Consider the following 16,748-nt stretch of genomic DNA (forward strand, 5'->3'; position numbering starts at 1 on the left):
AAAGGTCAGTGCATCGTTTCCAGCAGCATCTTGCTTGCGGCGGCGCCCACTTTGCGCACCGCTTCTTCAATCTGTGGGGTTGGCTTGGCCGCGTAATTCATGCGCAGGCAGTTACGGTATTTGCCGGAGGCAGAAAAGATGCTGCCTACCGCTACCTGTACGCCTTGTTCCACCAGCACGCGGTTGAGCTTCAAGGTGTCGAAGCCCTCCGGCAGTTCGATCCACAGCAGGAAGCTGCCCTGTGGCCGACTGGCGCGAGTGCCGGCCGGGAAGTAGCGGCTCACCCAGTCGAGCATCAAGTCGCGATTGCGCTGGTATTGCGTACGCATCCGACGCAAATGCGGTTCGAAATGGCCATTTTTGAGAAATTCGGCAATCGCAATCTGCGGCTGGGTGGCGGTAGAGCCGGTGCTGATGTACTTCATGTGCAGCACCCGGTCCAGGTAGCGTCCCGGCGCGACCCAGCCAATGCGCAGTCCGGGTGCCAGGGTCTTGGAGAACGAGCTGCAGAGCAGCACACGGCCATCGTCATCGAAGGATTTGATCGTGCGCGGGCGTGGGTAGCTGTAGGCCAATTCGCCATACACATCGTCTTCAATGATAGCCACGTCATAGCGCTGAGCCAGGGTCAGCAGTGCGCGTTTGCGCGCCTCCGGCATGATGTAGCCCAACGGATTGTTGCAGTTGGGCGTGAGCTGGATGACTTTGATCGGCCACTGTTCCAGCGCCAGTTCCAGCGCTTCCAGGCTAATGCCGGTGATCGGGTCGGTGGGGATTTCCAGGGCTTTCATACCCAGGCCCTTGAGGGTCTGCATGGCGCCATGGAAGCTGGGCGAGTCCACCGCGACAATATCGCCGGGCTCGCAGATCGCACGGATGCTGGCCGACAACGCCTCATGGCAGCCGGTAGTGATCACGATGTCTTCGGCGGTCAGTTGGCAGCCGGCGTCCAGCGACAGCCGAGCAATTTGCTCGCGCAACTCCATACAGCCGAGGATGTTGTCGTAATACAGGCCCGGCAGATCCTGGCGACGACTCACCCGCGCCAGGCTACGCAGCAAAGGTTTCAGGGTGGGTGACAATACATCCGGCATACCGCGGCCCATCTGTATGACATCTTTGCGGGGCACCGCGCGAATCAGTTCAAGCACCTGGTCCCATTGGGAAATCTCTACCGGTCGTTGGGCCGGGCGGCCTATCTCCGGCAGGGCCGGCAGCTCGCGGCCAGCCGGTACAAAGTAACCGGACTTGGGCTTTGGCATCGCCAGGCCGTTGTCTTCCAGCAACCGATAGGCCTGCTGCACGGTGCTCAGGCTGACCCCGTGTTCCACGCTCAAGGCGCGCACGGAGGGCAAGCGATCACCGGGGCGATAGAAGCCTTGCTCGATGCGAGTGCCCAGCAATTCAGCGAGGTTGACGTAAAGGGTCATGACGGTCACTCCTGATGGACCAGTACAGATGCAGTGAAAATACAGGATTCAGCCATCCTTAGGCAGTATCTGTATGGATTTAATAAAAACTGGCTGGATCTGTAATGGTTTTGCCCGTGCCTTCATCCTAGTCACTCAAGGCAAAAAGCCAACGAGGGGCAGCAAAATGAACGGCATGAGCGATGTGCGGCTGGCGTTACACAGTCAAGAGCTGGAAGCAGGGCAGGAGCGGGCGACGGCTGCGCCTGTCGGCAGCCGCTGGAGCCTGTTCTGGCAACGTCGTCACACGCGCAAGGCGTTGCTTACGCTGACCCGCGAGCAGCTGCTCGACGTGGGCTTGACCGCTGAACAGGCGCGCCAGGAAGGCTTGAAGCCGTTCTGGCGCAGTTGATCACACCAGTTCTTTGAGACGGTGCCAAAGCATCCCCAGCGCCAGCAGCGGTGAACGCAGGTGTTTGCCGCCGGGGAAGGTGATGTGCGGCACCTGGGCAAACAGGTCGAAACGCCCTTGTTGCTGGCCGCTGATGGCTTCGCCGAGCAATTTGCCTGCAAGGTGCGTGGCGTTCAGGCCGTGGCCCGCGTAAGCCTGGGCGTAATACACATTGGGTTGATCCGCCAACCGGCCGATCTGCGGCAGGCGGTTGGCGCCGATGCCGATCATGCCGCCCCATTGGTAGTCGATCTTCGCGTCGGCCAGTTGCGGGAAGACCTGCAACATTTTCGGTCGCATATAAGCGCCGATATCCTTGGGATCGCGCCCGGAATAATGGCAGGCGCCGCCGAACAACAGGCGGCGATCGGCGGACAGGCGGAAATAATCCACCGTCACGCGCTGGTCACACACCGCCATATTCTGCGGCAGCAAGCGGGTCGCCTGGGCTTCACTCAATGGCTCGGTGGCGATGATGTAGCTGCCGGCCGGTAGTACCTTGCCACTGAGCTGCGGGTTGAGCCCATTGAGGTAGGCGTTGCAGCACAGTACCAGGGTGGTGGCACGTACATGGCCCTGGGCGGTGTGCACCTTGACCTCGGGGCCGTAATCGATGCGCGTCACTTCAGACTGCTCGAACAGCTTCACGCCCAACTGCTGCGCGGCGGCCGCCTCGCCCAGTGCCAGGTTCAGTGGGTGCAGGTGACCTGAACCCATATCGATCATGCCGCCCACGTAGCGCCCAGAGCCGATCACGCTGCTCATTTGGCTGGCTTGCAGCAGGCGCACCTCGTGGCGGTAGCCCAGGTTGCGCAGTTCTTCGGCGTCTTCGGCCAGGCCCAGCAAGTCACGGGGTTTGTTGGCCAGATCGCAATAGCCCCAGGTCAGGTCGCAAGGGATCTGGAAGCGCTCCACGCGTTCACGCACGATCTCCACGGCCTCCAGGCCCATCAGCTTCATCTGACGCACGCCGTCACTGCCGATCACAGGGGTGAACTGATCCAGCCCGTGGCCCACGCCGCGAATCAACTGGCCGCCATTACGCCCGCTGGCGCCCCAGCCGATTCGGCGCGCTTCCAGCACCACCACGCTGAAGCCGCGCTCGGCCAGCTCCAAAGCCGTGTTGAGCCCGGAATACCCTGCGCCAATCACGCAGACATCGGCGCGCAGCTCGCCTGTCAACGCCGGATATTCGGAGTGCGGCACGCTGCTGGCGGCGTAGTAGGACGCGGTGTGCCGGGCGCTGGCGGTCATGGGGAGGCTCCCTGTTTGGAAAATTTGACGCAGGATACAGCGGTCCGATGAAGCTGTCTGCGCGCGGCGTTTTGCGTCAGAATCCACGCCTATTCGCCGTTCGGTATGGGTTTCGATGAGTTGCAATAGTCAGAAAGTCAGCGCGCTGCGCAGGCAGATTCCGTCATTTGAATGTGTCCCGGGTTGCCACGACTGCTGTGGGCCAGTGACCACTTCGCCTGAGGAAATGTCGCGCCTGCCGCGCAAGACGGCCGCCGAACAGGAGGCCGCCATGGATGAGCTGAACTGCGTGCACCTGGGGCCCCATGGGTGCACGGTGTATGACGAACGGCCGCTGATCTGTCGCCTGTTCGGCACCACCAAGACCTTGCCGTGCCCCAATGGCAGGCGGCCGGTGGAGCTGATTCATCCGCGGGTGGAGAAGCAGATTCATGAGTACATGGCGAGTACCCGGCAGGTGTTGGTCTAGCGGATGTACTCGGTTAAAACTGTGGGAACTGGCTTGCCTGCGATAGCGGTGGGTCAGCTAACGCCTATGCCTCTGAACCGACGCTATCGCAGGCAAGCCAGCTCCCACATTTGACCGTGTTGTGTCACTGGGTCAGTCAGGGATCGGCAGGTTCAGGCTCTCTTTCACCTCTTCCATCACGATATAGCTCTTGGATTCGCGCACATGGGGGAGCTTGAGCAGGATGTCGCCGAGCAACTTGCGGTACGAGGCCATCTCCGAGATACGCGCCTTCACCAGGTAGTCGAAGTCCCCCGACACCAGGTGGCACTCCAGCACGTGAGGCAGTTTCAGCACGGCGCGGCGAAATTCCTCAAAGGTGTCACCCGACTTGTAATCCAGGCTGATCTCGACAAACACCAGCAAACTGCCCTTCAAATGCTGCGGGTTGAGCCGTGCGTTGTAGCCCATGATGATCCCTTCGCGCTCCAGGCGCCGCACCCGCTCGGTACAGGGTGTGGTGGACAACCCGACCTTTTCCCCCAACTCCGTGAACGAGATGCGCCCGTCGGTTTGCAGGATGCGCAGGATATTGCGGTCGATCTTGTCCAGCTCCCGCTTGGTCTGGGTGTTGGTACGCATAGGGGATACGCCTCTGTGAAAAGGGTTTTTGCCAAGAATTGTCGCCAAATATAGGCATTTATATAGTGAAATGCACTGGTGATTGTTTTTTACACTGCGCCCATCATTGCTCGAATAACACACGTCAGCGGCTAAGCCCGTGATGAGGATATAAAAATGCGCGTTCTGGTCTTGGGTAGCGGTGTCATTGGGGTGACCAGTGCCTACTATTTGGCGCGGGCCGGCTTCGATGTTGTGGTGGTCGACCGTCAGCCTGCCGCTGCCATGGAAACCAGTTTCGCCAACGCCGGTCAGGTGTCCCCTGGCTACGCCTCGCCATGGGCCGCGCCGGGCGTGCCGCTCAAGGCGATCAAGTGGCTGCTGCAACGCCACGCGCCGCTGGCGATCAAGGCGACCGCCGATATCGATCAGTACCTGTGGATGGCGCAGATGCTGCGCAACTGCACAGCCAGCCGCTATGCGGTGAACAAGGAGCGCATGGTGCGCCTGTCCGAGTACAGCCGCGACTGCCTTGACGAATTGCGCGCCGAGACCGGCATTGCCTACGAAGGGCGCAGCCTCGGGACTACCCAGCTGTTCCGCACCCAGGCCCAACTCGATGGCGCCGCCAAGGACATCGCCGTGCTGAAAGAGTCCGGCGTGCCCTTCGAATTGCTCGATCGCGCCGGCATTGCCCGTGTGGAGCCGGCCCTGGCCAGCGTCACCGATATCCTCGCTGGTGCCTTGCGCCTGCCGAACGACCAGACGGGCGATTGCCAGATGTTCACCACGCGCCTGGTCGAAATGTGCAAACAATTGGGCGTGGAATTCCGCTTCGAACAAGACATCCAGCGCCTGGACTACGCAGGCGACCGCATCAATGGTGTGCTGATCGACGGCAAGCTGGAAACCGCCGACCGTTATGTCCTGGCCCTCGGCAGTTACTCGCCCAAGTTGCTCAAGCCATTGGGGATCAAGGCGCCGGTGTACCCGCTCAAGGGTTATTCGCTGACTGTGCCGATCACCAACCCGGCAATGGCGCCGACCTCGACCATTCTCGATGAAACCTACAAAGTCGCGATCACCCGTTTCGACAACCGCATTCGGGTCGGCGGCATGGCTGAAATAGCCGGTTTTGATCTGTCGCTGAAGCAGCAAAGACGTGAAACCCTGGAGATGATCGTCAACGACCTTTATCCTCAGGGCGGTGATTTGGCCCAAGCCAGTTTCTGGACTGGACTGCGCCCGACCACACCCGACGGCACGCCGATTGTCGGTGCCACCCCATTCAAGAACCTGTTCCTGAATACCGGCCACGGCACACTTGGTTGGACCATGGCTTGTGGCTCTGGCCGCTTGCTGGCTGACCTGATGGCGAAAAAAACGCCGCAGATCAGCGCCGCAGGCCTCGATATTTCCCGTTATGGCAATCACCAGGAGTCCGCACAACATGTCAATCCAGCGCCAGCTCACCAATGAGCGCATGAGCCAGATCGTTGTTCATAGCGGTACCGTGTATCTGGCCGGGCAAGTCGGCGACGATCTGAGCGCCGGGATTGAACAGCAAACCCGTGAAACCCTGGTCAATATCGAGCGTTTGCTGGACCTTGCCGGTACCGACAAGTCCAGGTTGCTGTCGGTGACCATCTACCTGAAGGATATCGATGCCGACTTCGCCGGCATGAACGCGGTGTGGGACAAATGGCTGCCCAAAGGTGTCGCCCCGGCCCGCGCCACGGTTGAAGCCAAGTTGTGCGAACCGCAAATTCTGGTGGAGCTGTCCGTCGTGGCAGCGCTGCCTTAACAACGATCCCTCTCCCGGCGCCGACGTTGTTGGTCGGCACCGGTTTTTTCTTTAATTTGCTGCCTAGAAGCCTGCCGTCATGCGTCCAGCCCGTGCCCTGATCGACCTTCAAGCCCTGCGCCACAACTACCAATTGGCCCGTGAAGTCACGGGTGCCAAGGCGCTCGCCGTAATCAAGGCGGATGCCTACGGCCATGGTGCCGTGCGCGTGGCCCAGGCACTGGAAGCCGAAGCCGACGGGTTTGCCGTGGCGTGCATCGAGGAAGCCCTGGAGCTGCGTGCCGCCGGCATTCGCGGGCCGGTGCTGTTGCTGGAGGGTTTTTTCGAGGCGGACGAGTTACCGCTGATCATCGAACAGGATTTGTGGTGTGTGGTGCATTCGTTGTGGCAGCTTGAGGCCATCGAGCAGGCCAGCCTGAGCAAGCCGCTGACCGTGTGGCTCAAGCTGGACTCGGGCATGCACCGTGTCGGCTTGCACCCCAAGGATTATCAAGAGGCTTATCAGCGTCTGCTGGCCAGCGGCAAAGTCGCGAAGATCGTATTGATGAGCCATTTTGCCCGCGCCGATGAGCTCGATTGCGTCAGCAGCAACGAACAAGTCACGGTATTCGAAGCGGCCCGCCAAGGCTTGTCGGCCGAAGTCAGCCTGCGCAACTCCCCATCTGTATTGGGCTGGCCAAGCGTGGCCAGCGACTGGGTACGCCCAGGCATCATGCTCTACGGGGCAACGCCCTTTGGTGAGGACCAGGCTTTCGCCGCACGTTTGCAGCCGGTGATGACCCTGGAGTCCAAAATCATCTGTGTACGCGAACTGCCGGCCGGAGAACCGGTGGGCTATGGCGCCAGGTTCGTCACGCCCAAGCCGATGCGCATCGCAGTGGTTGCCATGGGCTATGCCGACGGTTACCCCCGTCACGCGCCAACCGGTACGCCGGTGCTGGTGGCGGGCCAGCGCAGCCAACTGCTGGGGCGCGTGTCCATGGACATGCTGTGTGTCGACCTCACCGACGTACCCCAGGCAGGCCTGGGCTCAACCGTGGAGTTGTGGGGCAAGAACATCCTCGCCAGTGACGTCGCCACTGCTGCCGACACCATTCCCTACCAGATTTTTTGCAACCTGCGTCGGGTGCCAAGGCTCTATCACGGCGCTTGATGGCCGGGTACGAATGCAGCTGTCCGGGATTTAGGCCCAAGTGTTGTAAATACTGAACGCTGTCGCCATGATAACGCTCAATTACAACAAAGCCTGAATCCTAGGAGGCTCCTGCATTGGACGTCGGCGAACGACTGCAATCCATCCGTAAACTCAAAGGTCTTTCCCAGCGCGAGCTTGCCAAGCGCGCGGGCGTCACCAACAGCACCATTTCGATGATCGAGAAAAACAGCGTCAGCCCCTCGATCAGCTCCCTGCGCAAGGTGCTGGGTGGTATCCCCATGTCCATGGTCGAGTTCTTTTCCGAGGAGATCCTCCAGGAAATACCGACGCAGATCGTCTATAAAGCCAATGAGCTGATCGACATCTCTGACGGTGCCGTCACCATGAAACTGGTGGGCCGGGCGCACCCGAGCCGGGCCATCGCCTTTCTCAATGAAATTTACCCGCCGGGCGCCGACACGGGCGAAGAAATGCTCACCCACGAGGGCGAGGAAACCGGGATCCTGTTGGAAGGTCGTCTGGAATTGGTGGTTGGTCTTGAAACTTTTGTGCTCGAAGCTGGCGATAGCTACTACTTTGAAAGCACCAAGCCTCATCGTTTTCGCAACCCGTTCGATGTGCCGGCGCGACTAATCAGCGCAGCCACGCCCGCGAACTTTTAACAAAAGAGGCGCCCTGCCAGCGTTGCAGAGGCGCCCATAGCTGTATCCGTGCGGCTGAATCTCCCTTTATTTAATAGGGTTGTTTCGGCGGCCCGGGCTAACCGTTATACTTTCGCCGCCTGCGAAACCGTGGCCGCAGGCGTGAATAGCCACCATTGAGGGTGAACGCGTGAACCTAATTATGAAAATGCTGGCTGCACCAGCAACCGTACTGGCCCTATGGGCTGTCAGCGCTCAAGCTGCGACCAATGACGACATTGCCAAGCGCCTGGAGCCTGTGGGCCAGGTTTGCGTCCAGGGTCAGGAGTGCAAGGGCATGGAAGTGGCCGTTGCGGCAGGTGGCGGCGGTGCGAGAACCCCGGACGAGATCATCGCCAAGCACTGTAACGCTTGCCACAGCACTGGCTTGTTGGGAGCACCGAAAATCGGTGATACCGCCGCATGGAAAGAGCGCGCAGACCACCAGGGCGGTCTCGATGGCATCCTGGCCAAGGCGATCACCGGTATCAATGCCATGCCGCCTAAGGGCACCTGCGCTGATTGCTCGGATGACGACCTCAAAGGCGCCATCAAGAAGATGTCCGGGCTCTGATCGGCTGATCTTCGTCAAAAATGCCGCTTACGAGCGGCTTTTTTGTGCTCGCGATTTATGTTTCGACGCTGTTCATTGCAGCAAAGACCCGGCAAGCTCGGTCCAACCCCAATTCACGGAACGTTCGGGAGCAGTCGGATGGTGCAGTTGTGTTCAATCGAGCAAGCAGTTGACGACGTACTGGCGCGGTTGCCGGCGCATATCCACATGGGCATGCCGCTGGGCCTGGGCAAGCCCAATCTGTTTGCCAACGCGCTGTACCGGCGTATCGCCAAACTGCCGGAGCGGGCGCTGACCATTTACACCGCTCTGAGCCTCGGCCGCCCCACAATGGGCGATGGTTTGCAAAAGCGTTTCATCGAACCCTTCATCGAGCGGGTATTTGGCGACTATCCAGAGCTGGATTTCCTCGCTGACCTGCACAAGGACAGCCTGCCGAAGAATATTCAGGTGCAGCAGTTTTTCATGCAGCCCGGCAGCCTGCTCCATAGTGCCTCGGCGCAGCAGGACTACGTCAGCAGCAACTACAGCCATGCGGCTCGCGACATCAATGCCGCCGGCCTGAACCTGGTGGCGCAACTGGTTGCCAGCAGCGCCGAGCATCCCGATCGACTGAGCCTGAGTTGCAACCCGGATATCACCCTCGACCTGCTGCCGATGATCGCCAAGCGCCGCGAGGCCGGGGAAACCATCCTGGTGGTGGGTCAGGTCCACACTGAGTTGCCCTACATGCCCGGTGATGCCGAGCTGGGCATGGATGAATTCGACTACCTGCTCGATGAAAAAGACAGCACCACGTTGTTCTCCACGCCGAATATGCCGGTGGGTTTCCAGGATCATTTTATTGGCCTGCACGCCAGCACCCTGGTGCGTGACGGCGGCACCTTGCAGATTGGCATTGGCTCCATGGGCGATGCGCTGACCGCCGCCTTGCTGGCGCGCCAGGCCGATAACGAAGCCTATCGATTGCTGTTGACGGACCTGGATGTTTATCAGTGGGCGCCACTGATCAGCCGAGAAGGCGGGGTCGAGCCTTTCGCTCGGGGCCTTTACGGTTGCAGTGAGATGTTCGTCAACGGGCTGTTGGTTCTGGCGGATGCGGGCATTGTGCGCCGCAAGGTCTACCCGGATGTTGCAACTCAGAGGCAGGCCAACGCAGGCACCCTGGACGATGCGGCGCAACCCGATGGCGTGTCGATCCACGGTGGCTTCTTCCTGGGACCACGAAGTTTCTACCAGCGCTTGCAGGAAATGACCCACGCCAAGCGTCTCGAATTCAACATGACCGGCATCAGCTATATCAACGAGCTGTATGGCCAGGAAGAGCTCAAGCGCCTGCAGCGCCTGGATGCGCGGTTTATCAACAGCGCGATCATGGTGACATTGCTCGGTGCCGGTGTGGCCGACCAACTGGAAGATGGTCGCGTGCTCAGTGGTGTGGGTGGGCAGTACAACTTCGTTGCCCAAGGGCACGCGCTGGACGGTGCGCGTTCAATCCTGATTTTGCGCAGCTGGCGTGAGTCGGCGGGAGATGTCAGTTCCAATATCGTTTGGGAATACGGCCACTGCACCATTCCCCGGCACCTGCGCGATATTGTCATTACCGAGTACGGCATTGCCGACTTGCGCGGGCAGACGGATGCCAAGGTGATCGAAGCGTTGCTGAACATCACTGACTCAAGGTTCCAGCACGACTTGATTGAGCAGGCGCAAAAGGCCGGCAAACTGGCCAAGGATTTCCAGTTGGATCCGCGTTTTGCCGACAACACGCCGCAGCGGCTCCAGGCGATTCAGGCCAGGCACCGTCGCTTGTTTCCCGAATACCCCCTGGGCAGTGACTTCACGGATGAGGAGCGGGACTTGTTGCGGGCGCTGAACTGGCTCAAGAGCAAATTCAAGCTCACGGAAATTCTGGAGTTGGGCAAGGCGGCACTCGACGCGCCGGAGCCGGAGGCGTTTCCCGAGCATTTGCAGCGGATGCGCTTGGATAAGCCGGAGGGCATCAAGGAAGACCTGTATCAACGCTTGCTGCTGGCCGGACTGCAGGCCACCGCCCACTGACAGCGCAACGCAAAACCTAATGTGGGAGCTGGCTTGCCTGCGATGAGGGCCTGTCAGTCGACATCTCTGTCGACTGACACACCGCTATCGCAGGCAAGCCAGCTCCCACACAGTGATTACTCGATAAAGGTCACGACACCACCGGCCAGCGACTTCACCCGCGCCAGCGATTCAACCCGATAACCCTGCGCATCCAGCTCCGCACGCCCACCCTGGAACGACTTCTCGATTACGATGCCCAAGCCGGCCACGGTTGCGCCAGCTTGCTTGATGATCGAAATCAGCGCCTGGGAAGCCTTGCCGTTGGCCAAAAAGTCATCGATCACCAACACGCGGTCGCTGCTGGTCAGGTGGCGTGGGGAGATCGCCACGGTGCTTTCGGTTTTCTTGGTGAAGGAATACACCGTCGCCGACAGCAGGTTTTCCGTCAGGGTCAACGACTGCTGCTTGCGCGCAAAGATCACCGGCACGCCCAGGTTCAGCCCGGTCATGATCGCCGGGGCGATACCCGAGGCTTCGATGGTGACGATCTTGGTGATCCCCGAATCCTTGAACAGCGCGGCGAATTCGTCGCCGATCAGTTTCATCAGCGCCGGGTCGATCTGGTGGTTCAAAAAGGCATCGACCTTCAGAACCTGATCGGAAAGCACGATGCCCTCTTCGCGAATTTTCTTGTGCAGTGCTTCCACGGAAAGCTTCCTCTGATGGCGCAGCAGGCGCCGAAAGTAGATTAAAAAGTAGTCGATTCTAGCGCTTTAGCATCGCGCGTATATCCGCCAGGGCAGTGTTGCCGCGAACGGCCTTCACCTCGGTGGGGGTGTCGTCATTGCCTTCCCAGGCCAGGTCATCCGGCGGCAACTCGTCGAGGAACCGGCTGGGCGCACAATCGATGATTTCGCCGTATTGCTTACGCTTGGCGGCGAAGGTGAAGGCCAGGGTCTGACGTGCGCGGGTAATGCCCACGTAGGCCAGGCGCCGTTCTTCCTCAATGGTGTCGGCTTCGATGCTGGAGCGGTGCGGGAGGATTTCCTCTTCCATGCCCATGATGAACACGTAGGGAAACTCCAGGCCCTTGGAGGCATGCAAGGTCATCATCTGCACGCCTTCGGCACCGTCTTCCTCTTCCTGCTGGCGCTCAAGCATGTCGCGCAGCACCAGCTTGCCGATGGCGTCCTCGACGGTCATTTCGCCGTCTTCGTCTTTTTCCAGGGTGTTCTTCAGCGCTTCAATCAGGAACCAGACGTTGCCCATGCGGTAATCCGCAGCCTTGTCGCTGGAGCTGTTGGTGCGCAGCCAGTTTTCATAGTCGATGTCCATGACCATGCTGCGCAGGGCGCTGATCGGGTCTTCGCCGGCGCACTGCTCGCGCACCTTGTCCATGAAACGCTTGAAGCGCGACAGGCGATCGGTGAAGCGCGTATCCAGGTGTTCGCCCAGGCCGATTTCGTCGGTGGCGGCATACATGGAAATCTTGCGTTCGGTGGCGTAGTTGCCGAGCTTTTCCAGGGTGGTGGAGCCGATTTCCCGGCGCGGTACGTTGATCACGCGCAGGAAGGCATTGTCGTCGTCCGGGTTCACGATCAGCCGGAAGTAGGCCATCAGGTCTTTTACTTCCTGGCGTCCGAAAAAGCTGTTGCCGCCCGACAGGCGATACGGCACCTGGTGGTGCTGCAGTTTCAGCTCGATCAGCTTGGCCTGGTAGTTGCCGCGGTACAGGATCGCAAAGTCGCTGTAGGGCCGGTCGGTACGCAGGTGCAGGCTGAGGATCTCCACGGCCACGCGCTCGGCTTCGGCGTCTTCGTTGCGGCAGCGGATCACGCGGATCTCATCGCCATGGCCCATCTCGCTCCACAGTTGTTTTTCAAACTCGTGGGGGTTGTTGGAGATCAGCACGTTGGCGCAACGCAGGATGCGGCTGGTGGAGCGATAGTTCTGCTCCAGCATCACCACTTTCAGCGACGGGTAGTCTTCCTTGAGCAGCATCAGGTTTTCCGGGCGGGCGCCGCGCCAGGCGTAAATCGACTGGTCGTCGTCGCCCACCACGGTGAACTGGTTGCGCGTACCGATCAGCAACTTCACCAGCAGGTATTGGCTGGCGTTGGTGTCCTGATATTCGTCCACCAGCAGGTAGCGCACCTTGTTTTGCCACTTTTCCAGAATGTCCTTGTGTTCCTGGAACAGCTTGACCGGCAGCAGGATCAGGTCGTCGAAGTCCACTGCGTTAAACGCCTTGAGCGTACGCTGATAGTGGGTGTAGACGATGGCGGCGGTCTGCTCCTTGGGGTTGCGTGCGGCTTCCAGGGCTTCGGCGGGCAGGATCAGGTCGTTTTTCCACGAGCCGATCATGTTCTTGATTTCGTCTACGCCGTCGTCGCCCGCGTATTCCTTCTGCATGATGTCGGTCATCAGGGCCTTGACGTCGGTCTCGTCAAAGATCGAGAAGCCGGGCTTGTAGCCCAGTCGCACATGCTCCTTGCGGATGATGTTCAGGCCCAGGTTGTGGAAGGTGCACACGGTGAGGCCGCGGCCTTCGCCGCCTTTGAGCAGGGTGCCGACCCGCTCTTTCATTTCCCGCGCCGCCTTGTTGGTAAAGGTCATGGCGACGATGTACTGGGCGCGGATGCCGCAGTTCTGGATCAAGTGCGCGATCTTGCGCGTGATCACGCTGGTCTTGCCGGAGCCTGCACCGGCGAGCACCAATAGAGGGCCGCCGACGTAGTTCACGGCTTCTTGCTGCCGGGGATTGAGTCGGGACATACGGAATTTTAGGGGTCGTTGTTCAAAAGGGCGGGCATTTTAACAGGCTGGAAAGATTCTGCCGCCATAGAACGACGGTGTGACGTACCACTCGATCTAAATTTGCCGGTTTTGCTACTTTGCCGCAGGATGTGGAGGAATATCCGAGACGATTATTTACAGTCTGCGTATTTGATAACACCTATCATTTGTCATCCTTTGTCATTGTCAGGCCGCACGTCATAATGGCACCGCTAATGAAATTTTGCAGAGTCTAGGGAGTTAGCGTGTCTACGCCTGTCGAACCCTTGCGTTTGCTGCTGCTGGCCGAAGAGCCTGCATGGGCAGCGTTGTTGCGCGAGTGCCTGGTGCCGATGGGCGAAGGGGCTGTGCTGATCAGTGCGCCCAACTGGGACTCGGTGAGTCGTCTGTTCGATGACGACCAGGGTGCCGTGCTATTGACCACGCCAAGCCTGCAGCCCGGCCCTGGCCGCTGCAGCCTGCCATGTGTATTGCTGTTGGAGGAGGAGCCGCTGGTGTCGCCGCTCGGGGTCAGCGACTGGTTGATTCTGAACGGGCTGAACGCTGAAACATTGCGCCGCTGCTTGCGCCATGTGCGCGAGCGCGGTGTTCTGGAAAACACCTTGCAGCGCCTGGCCGAGCAGGACCCGCTCACGGGCATTGCCAACCGCCAGGGCTTCCAGACGTTGCTGGCGGCGCGGCTGGCGGAAAACGAGGGTCGCGGCCTGGCTCTGGGCCACCTGGACCTGGACAACTTCCGTCATGCCAACGACGCCCTTGGCCACCAGGCCGGCGACCGTTTGATCCTGCAAGTGGTGTCGCGGCTCAAGAGCCAGCTCGAAGCCGGGGACCAACTGGCGCGCCTGGGCAGCGATGAATTTGCCCTGCTGATCGACACCCGCCGCGCGCCCCAGCGTGCCGAGTGGATGGCTGAGCGCATCACCGAAGTGATGGCCGAGCCTTATTGGGTCGATGGCGAAAGCCTGTTGATCGGCTGCAGCCTGGGCGTGGCACATGCCCGCGCCCGCGCCGGCGCCGACCCATTGATGTGGCACGCCCATATCGCCATGCAACAGGCCAAAAGCACCCAGGGCTGCACTTTTCACATCTTCAATGAACGCATCAACCGCAACGCGCGCAGCCTGGCCGACCTGGAAAGTGAGCTGCGCCGGGCCTTGCGCCGCGATGAGCTGGAGCTGCATTACCAGCCGCGCCTGGACCTGGACGACGGCCATATCGTCGGCCTTGAAGCCCTGGTGCGCTGGCGCCACGGCGAGCGCGGTTTGTTGCCGCCGAGCGAATTCGTGCCGCTGGCCGAGCAGAGTGGTCTGATCGTGCCATTGGGCTACTGGGTGATTTCCCGGGCCCTGCGCGACATGCAAGACCTGCGCGAACGCGGCCTGCCGCCGCTGCACATGGCCGTCAACCTGTCGTTTCGCCAGTTTCAGGACGGCCAATTGCTCTCCACACTCAGTCGCCTGATTGCCGAACGTGGCGTGGAAGCGCAATGGCTGGAGTTCGAATTGACCGAAACCGCGGTGATGCGCCGCAGTGACCTGGTCAAACAGACCATGGACGCCCTGGGCCGCCTCGGCGTGCGGTTCTCCCTGGATGACTTCGGCACCGGTTTTTCGTCGTTCGTGCACCTCAACAGCCTGCCGATCGCCTTGTTGAAGATCGACAAGAGTTTTGTCGGCGGCATGGAAGAGCGCGAAGAAAACCGCAAGTTGGTGCACGCGATGATCAACCTGGCTCACAACCTCAACCTGGAAGTGGTGGCCGAAGGCGTGGAGACACCCGAGCAGCTTGAGCTGTTGCGCTTGTTCGGTTGCGACCAGGCCCAGGGGTACCTGATCAGCAAGCCGTTGCCATTGCCGGAACTGGTGGAGTACCTGATGTTTGGGCAAAGCCAGCAGGTGTTGTTGGGCTAAGCCTTCAAAGTGGTTCAAATGTGGGAGCTGGCTTGCCTGCGATAGCGGTCGTTCAGCTAATAATGATTAGCCTGGCACACCGCTATCGCAGGCAAGCCAGCTCCCACATGGATCGCGTGCACTCGCTAGTCAGGCAGGGCCGCTCGGAATCCGACAGGAGCATCCGGCTCCTGCCGAATCATCCGCTTGATCTTCGCCTCAAACGCCCATGTCAGGCTCACCGCTGCGCACGCCAGGCCCAGTGCCAGTCCCCACCAGACGCCAGTGGGGCCCCAGCCCAAGGTGAACGCCATCAACCAGGCCGACGGTGCGCCAATCAGCCAATAGCAACCCAGCCCCACCAGAAAGGTGGTCTTGGCGTCCTTCAAACCACGAATACAGCCCATGGCGATAGTCTGCACGCCGTCGAACAATTCAAACCACGCGGCGACGGCCAGCAGGCTGACGGCCAGGACAATCACGTCATGGAATGCCGGGTCGTCATGGTCGAGGAACAGCCCGATCAACGGATCGGAAAACAGCCACAGCACCACGGCGAATCCCAGCATTACCATGGCGCCAAAGCCTATGCCGACCCGACCCGCCATGCGTGCCTGCAACAACTGCCCGGCACCGTAATGCTGGCCGATGCGCATGGTCACTGCGTAGGACATCCCCGCCGGCACCATGAACGCCACCGAGACAATTTGCAGGGCAATCTGATGTGCGGCCAACTGCGTGCTGCCCATGGTGCCCATGCACAACGCGGCAAAGGCAAACAGCCCGACCTCTACTGCATAGGTGCCGCCGATCGGCAGGCCCAGGCGCCACAATTCGCGCAAATAGTGAGTATTCAGGCGCAGCAGGCCGGTACCCAACGGGTAGGCGGCGTAGGCGCGGTTGCTGCGGATGTACCACATCAAGGCCAGCGCCATGCCATTGGCAACGATGGCGGTCACCAGGCCAATGCCCATCAGGCCCAGTTTCGGCAAGCCGAACATGCCTTCGATCAATGCGTGGTTGAGCAGGTAGTTGATCACCGTGCCGCACAGGCTGATCACCATCACCGGCGTTGCCTTGCCGATGGCGCTGGTAAAACCGCGCAGTGCCATGAACGTCAGGTAGCCGGGCAGGGCGAACGGCAGGATCGTGAGGAATTGCCCCGCCGCTTGCACGTTGGTTTCGGTCTGGCCGAACATCAGCAGTACCGGTTTCAAGTTCCATAGCAACAGGGCCGCTGCCAGGGCCATCAACCACGCCAGCCACAGCCCGGCCTGGGTCAGGCGGGTGGCGCCGTCGATATCGCCTGCGCCATGACGAATGGCGACCAGGGTGCCCACCGCTGCAATTACGCCGATGCAGAAGATCGCCACGAACGAATAGCTCGCCGCGCCCAGGCCGCCGCCGGCCAGGGCTTCGGGGCTCAGGCGCGCCATCATCAGGGTGTCGGTCAGCACCATCAGCATGTGCGCCAACTGTGAGGCAATCAACGGCCCCGACAGCCGCAGAATGGCCCAGAGTTCGGTACGTGCCGGATGTTGCATGATCATCACACTCGAATAGTCAGAAAGGTGGGGACGGTTGATTCTCGGCGCTTTGGGCGCTTTACACAAAAGGATAAAT

General features: G+C 60.4%; 15 protein-coding genes. 9 read left to right on the forward strand and 6 right to left on the reverse strand.

Annotated features, from left to right (window positions below; genetic code table 11):
* Nucleotides 1–5 precede the first annotated feature (5 nt).
* The gene (locus JFT63_RS10775; protein WP_057701979.1) at nucleotides 6–1,430 is read right to left on the reverse strand and encodes an aminotransferase-like domain-containing protein; all 1,425 of its coding nucleotides are present in this window, start codon (nucleotides 1,428–1,430) and stop codon (nucleotides 6–8) included.
* A gap of 166 nt (nucleotides 1,431–1,596) precedes the next feature.
* Here JFT63_RS10775 and JFT63_RS10780 point away from each other — a divergent pair, with 166 nt between their 5' ends.
* Nucleotides 1,597–1,821, forward strand: coding sequence for a DUF1127 domain-containing protein (locus tag JFT63_RS10780; RefSeq protein ID WP_057701980.1), 225 nt, complete (start codon nucleotides 1,597–1,599; stop codon nucleotides 1,819–1,821).
* Here JFT63_RS10780 and JFT63_RS10785 read toward each other — a convergent pair whose 3' ends face one another.
* Nucleotides 1,822–3,114 (reverse strand): NAD(P)/FAD-dependent oxidoreductase, encoded by a 1,293-nt coding sequence (locus JFT63_RS10785; protein ID WP_057701981.1) that lies wholly within the window; start codon nucleotides 3,112–3,114, stop codon nucleotides 1,822–1,824.
* A 115-nt stretch (nucleotides 3,115–3,229) separates the two neighbouring features.
* On the opposite strand from JFT63_RS10785, the gene JFT63_RS10790 reads away from it, so the two are divergent.
* Nucleotides 3,230–3,583: a YkgJ family cysteine cluster protein gene (locus JFT63_RS10790; protein ID WP_005792472.1), complete on the forward strand. Its 354-nt coding sequence runs from the start codon at nucleotides 3,230–3,232 to the stop codon at nucleotides 3,581–3,583.
* A 132-nt stretch (nucleotides 3,584–3,715) separates the two neighbouring features.
* On the opposite strand, the gene JFT63_RS10795 is transcribed toward JFT63_RS10790, so the two are convergent.
* The gene (locus JFT63_RS10795; protein ID WP_003176896.1) at nucleotides 3,716–4,204 is read right to left on the reverse strand and encodes an Lrp/AsnC ligand binding domain-containing protein; all 489 of its coding nucleotides are present in this window, start codon (nucleotides 4,202–4,204) and stop codon (nucleotides 3,716–3,718) included.
* 156 nt (nucleotides 4,205–4,360) lie between these two features.
* On the opposite strand from JFT63_RS10795, the gene dadA reads away from it, so the two are divergent.
* The 6 genes from dadA to JFT63_RS10825 all read left to right on the forward strand — a co-directional run bounded on the left by dadA (nucleotide 4,361) and on the right by JFT63_RS10825 (nucleotide 10,458).
* Nucleotides 4,361–5,662, forward strand: coding sequence for a D-amino acid dehydrogenase (dadA, locus tag JFT63_RS10800; protein WP_057701982.1), 1,302 nt, complete (start codon nucleotides 4,361–4,363; stop codon nucleotides 5,660–5,662).
* Complete coding sequence (locus tag JFT63_RS10805) at nucleotides 5,634–5,987, forward strand: RidA family protein (protein WP_005792470.1); 354 nt, start codon at nucleotides 5,634–5,636, stop codon at nucleotides 5,985–5,987. Before dadA ends, JFT63_RS10805 begins: the two co-directional genes overlap by 29 nt.
* 79 nt (nucleotides 5,988–6,066) lie before the next feature.
* Complete coding sequence (gene alr / locus JFT63_RS10810) at nucleotides 6,067–7,140, forward strand: alanine racemase (RefSeq protein WP_198843912.1); 1,074 nt, start codon at nucleotides 6,067–6,069, stop codon at nucleotides 7,138–7,140.
* Between the two features lie 116 nt (nucleotides 7,141–7,256).
* On the forward strand, nucleotides 7,257–7,805 hold the full coding sequence (locus JFT63_RS10815; protein ID WP_005792468.1) for a cupin domain-containing protein: 549 nt from the start codon (nucleotides 7,257–7,259) through the stop codon (nucleotides 7,803–7,805).
* A 181-nt stretch (nucleotides 7,806–7,986) separates the two neighbouring features.
* Complete coding sequence (locus JFT63_RS10820; protein ID WP_057701984.1) at nucleotides 7,987–8,397, forward strand: c-type cytochrome; 411 nt, start codon at nucleotides 7,987–7,989, stop codon at nucleotides 8,395–8,397.
* 138 nt (nucleotides 8,398–8,535) lie between these two features.
* Nucleotides 8,536–10,458 (forward strand): acetyl-CoA hydrolase/transferase family protein, encoded by a 1,923-nt coding sequence (locus tag JFT63_RS10825; protein WP_198843913.1) that lies wholly within the window; start codon nucleotides 8,536–8,538, stop codon nucleotides 10,456–10,458.
* Nucleotides 10,459–10,574: 116 nt separating this feature from the next.
* Here the strand turns inward: JFT63_RS10825 and JFT63_RS10830 are convergent, their stop codons facing one another.
* On the reverse strand, nucleotides 10,575–11,147 hold the full coding sequence (locus JFT63_RS10830; RefSeq protein WP_003195447.1) for a xanthine phosphoribosyltransferase: 573 nt from the start codon (nucleotides 11,145–11,147) through the stop codon (nucleotides 10,575–10,577).
* A 58-nt stretch (nucleotides 11,148–11,205) separates the two neighbouring features.
* Nucleotides 11,206–13,215 (reverse strand): DNA helicase Rep, encoded by a 2,010-nt coding sequence (rep, locus tag JFT63_RS10835; protein ID WP_005792464.1) that lies wholly within the window; start codon nucleotides 13,213–13,215, stop codon nucleotides 11,206–11,208.
* A gap of 266 nt (nucleotides 13,216–13,481) precedes the next feature.
* On the opposite strand from rep, the gene JFT63_RS10840 reads away from it, so the two are divergent.
* Complete coding sequence (locus JFT63_RS10840; protein WP_057701986.1) at nucleotides 13,482–15,146, forward strand: putative bifunctional diguanylate cyclase/phosphodiesterase; 1,665 nt, start codon at nucleotides 13,482–13,484, stop codon at nucleotides 15,144–15,146.
* Nucleotides 15,147–15,271: 125 nt separating this feature from the next.
* On the opposite strand, the gene JFT63_RS10845 is transcribed toward JFT63_RS10840, so the two are convergent.
* The gene (locus JFT63_RS10845; protein WP_186561025.1) at nucleotides 15,272–16,675 is read right to left on the reverse strand and encodes a NorM family multidrug efflux MATE transporter; all 1,404 of its coding nucleotides are present in this window, start codon (nucleotides 16,673–16,675) and stop codon (nucleotides 15,272–15,274) included.
* Nucleotides 16,676–16,748: the final 73 nt, after the last annotated feature.

Origin of the sequence: Pseudomonas sp. MF7453 (assembly GCF_016405455.1) — a bacterium.
GTDB lineage: Bacteria > Pseudomonadota > Gammaproteobacteria > Pseudomonadales > Pseudomonadaceae > Aquipseudomonas > Aquipseudomonas paralactis.

What these genes read in the sequence shown, in the direction of transcription:
- JFT63_RS10785 (WP_057701981.1), bottom strand. Translation starts at nt 3,114, where the DNA reads ATGACCGCCAGCGCCCGGCACACCGCGTCCTACTACGCCGCCAGCAGC.
- JFT63_RS10845 (WP_186561025.1), bottom strand. Translation starts at nt 16,675, where the DNA reads ATGATCATGCAACATCCGGCACGTACCGAACTCTGGGCCATTCTGCGG.
- JFT63_RS10780 (WP_057701980.1), top strand. Translation starts at nt 1,597, where the DNA reads ATGAACGGCATGAGCGATGTGCGGCTGGCGTTACACAGTCAAGAGCTG.
- rep (WP_005792464.1), bottom strand. Translation starts at nt 13,215, where the DNA reads ATGTCCCGACTCAATCCCCGGCAGCAAGAAGCCGTGAACTACGTCGGC.
- JFT63_RS10820 (WP_057701984.1), top strand. Translation starts at nt 7,987, where the DNA reads ATGAAAATGCTGGCTGCACCAGCAACCGTACTGGCCCTATGGGCTGTC.
- alr (WP_198843912.1), top strand. Translation starts at nt 6,067, where the DNA reads ATGCGTCCAGCCCGTGCCCTGATCGACCTTCAAGCCCTGCGCCACAAC.
- JFT63_RS10825 (WP_198843913.1), top strand. Translation starts at nt 8,536, where the DNA reads ATGGTGCAGTTGTGTTCAATCGAGCAAGCAGTTGACGACGTACTGGCG.
- JFT63_RS10805 (WP_005792470.1), top strand. Translation starts at nt 5,634, where the DNA reads ATGTCAATCCAGCGCCAGCTCACCAATGAGCGCATGAGCCAGATCGTT.
- JFT63_RS10775 (WP_057701979.1), bottom strand. Translation starts at nt 1,430, where the DNA reads ATGACCCTTTACGTCAACCTCGCTGAATTGCTGGGCACTCGCATCGAG.
- JFT63_RS10795 (WP_003176896.1), bottom strand. Translation starts at nt 4,204, where the DNA reads ATGCGTACCAACACCCAGACCAAGCGGGAGCTGGACAAGATCGACCGC.
- dadA (WP_057701982.1), top strand. Translation starts at nt 4,361, where the DNA reads ATGCGCGTTCTGGTCTTGGGTAGCGGTGTCATTGGGGTGACCAGTGCC.
- JFT63_RS10790 (WP_005792472.1), top strand. Translation starts at nt 3,230, where the DNA reads ATGAGTTGCAATAGTCAGAAAGTCAGCGCGCTGCGCAGGCAGATTCCG.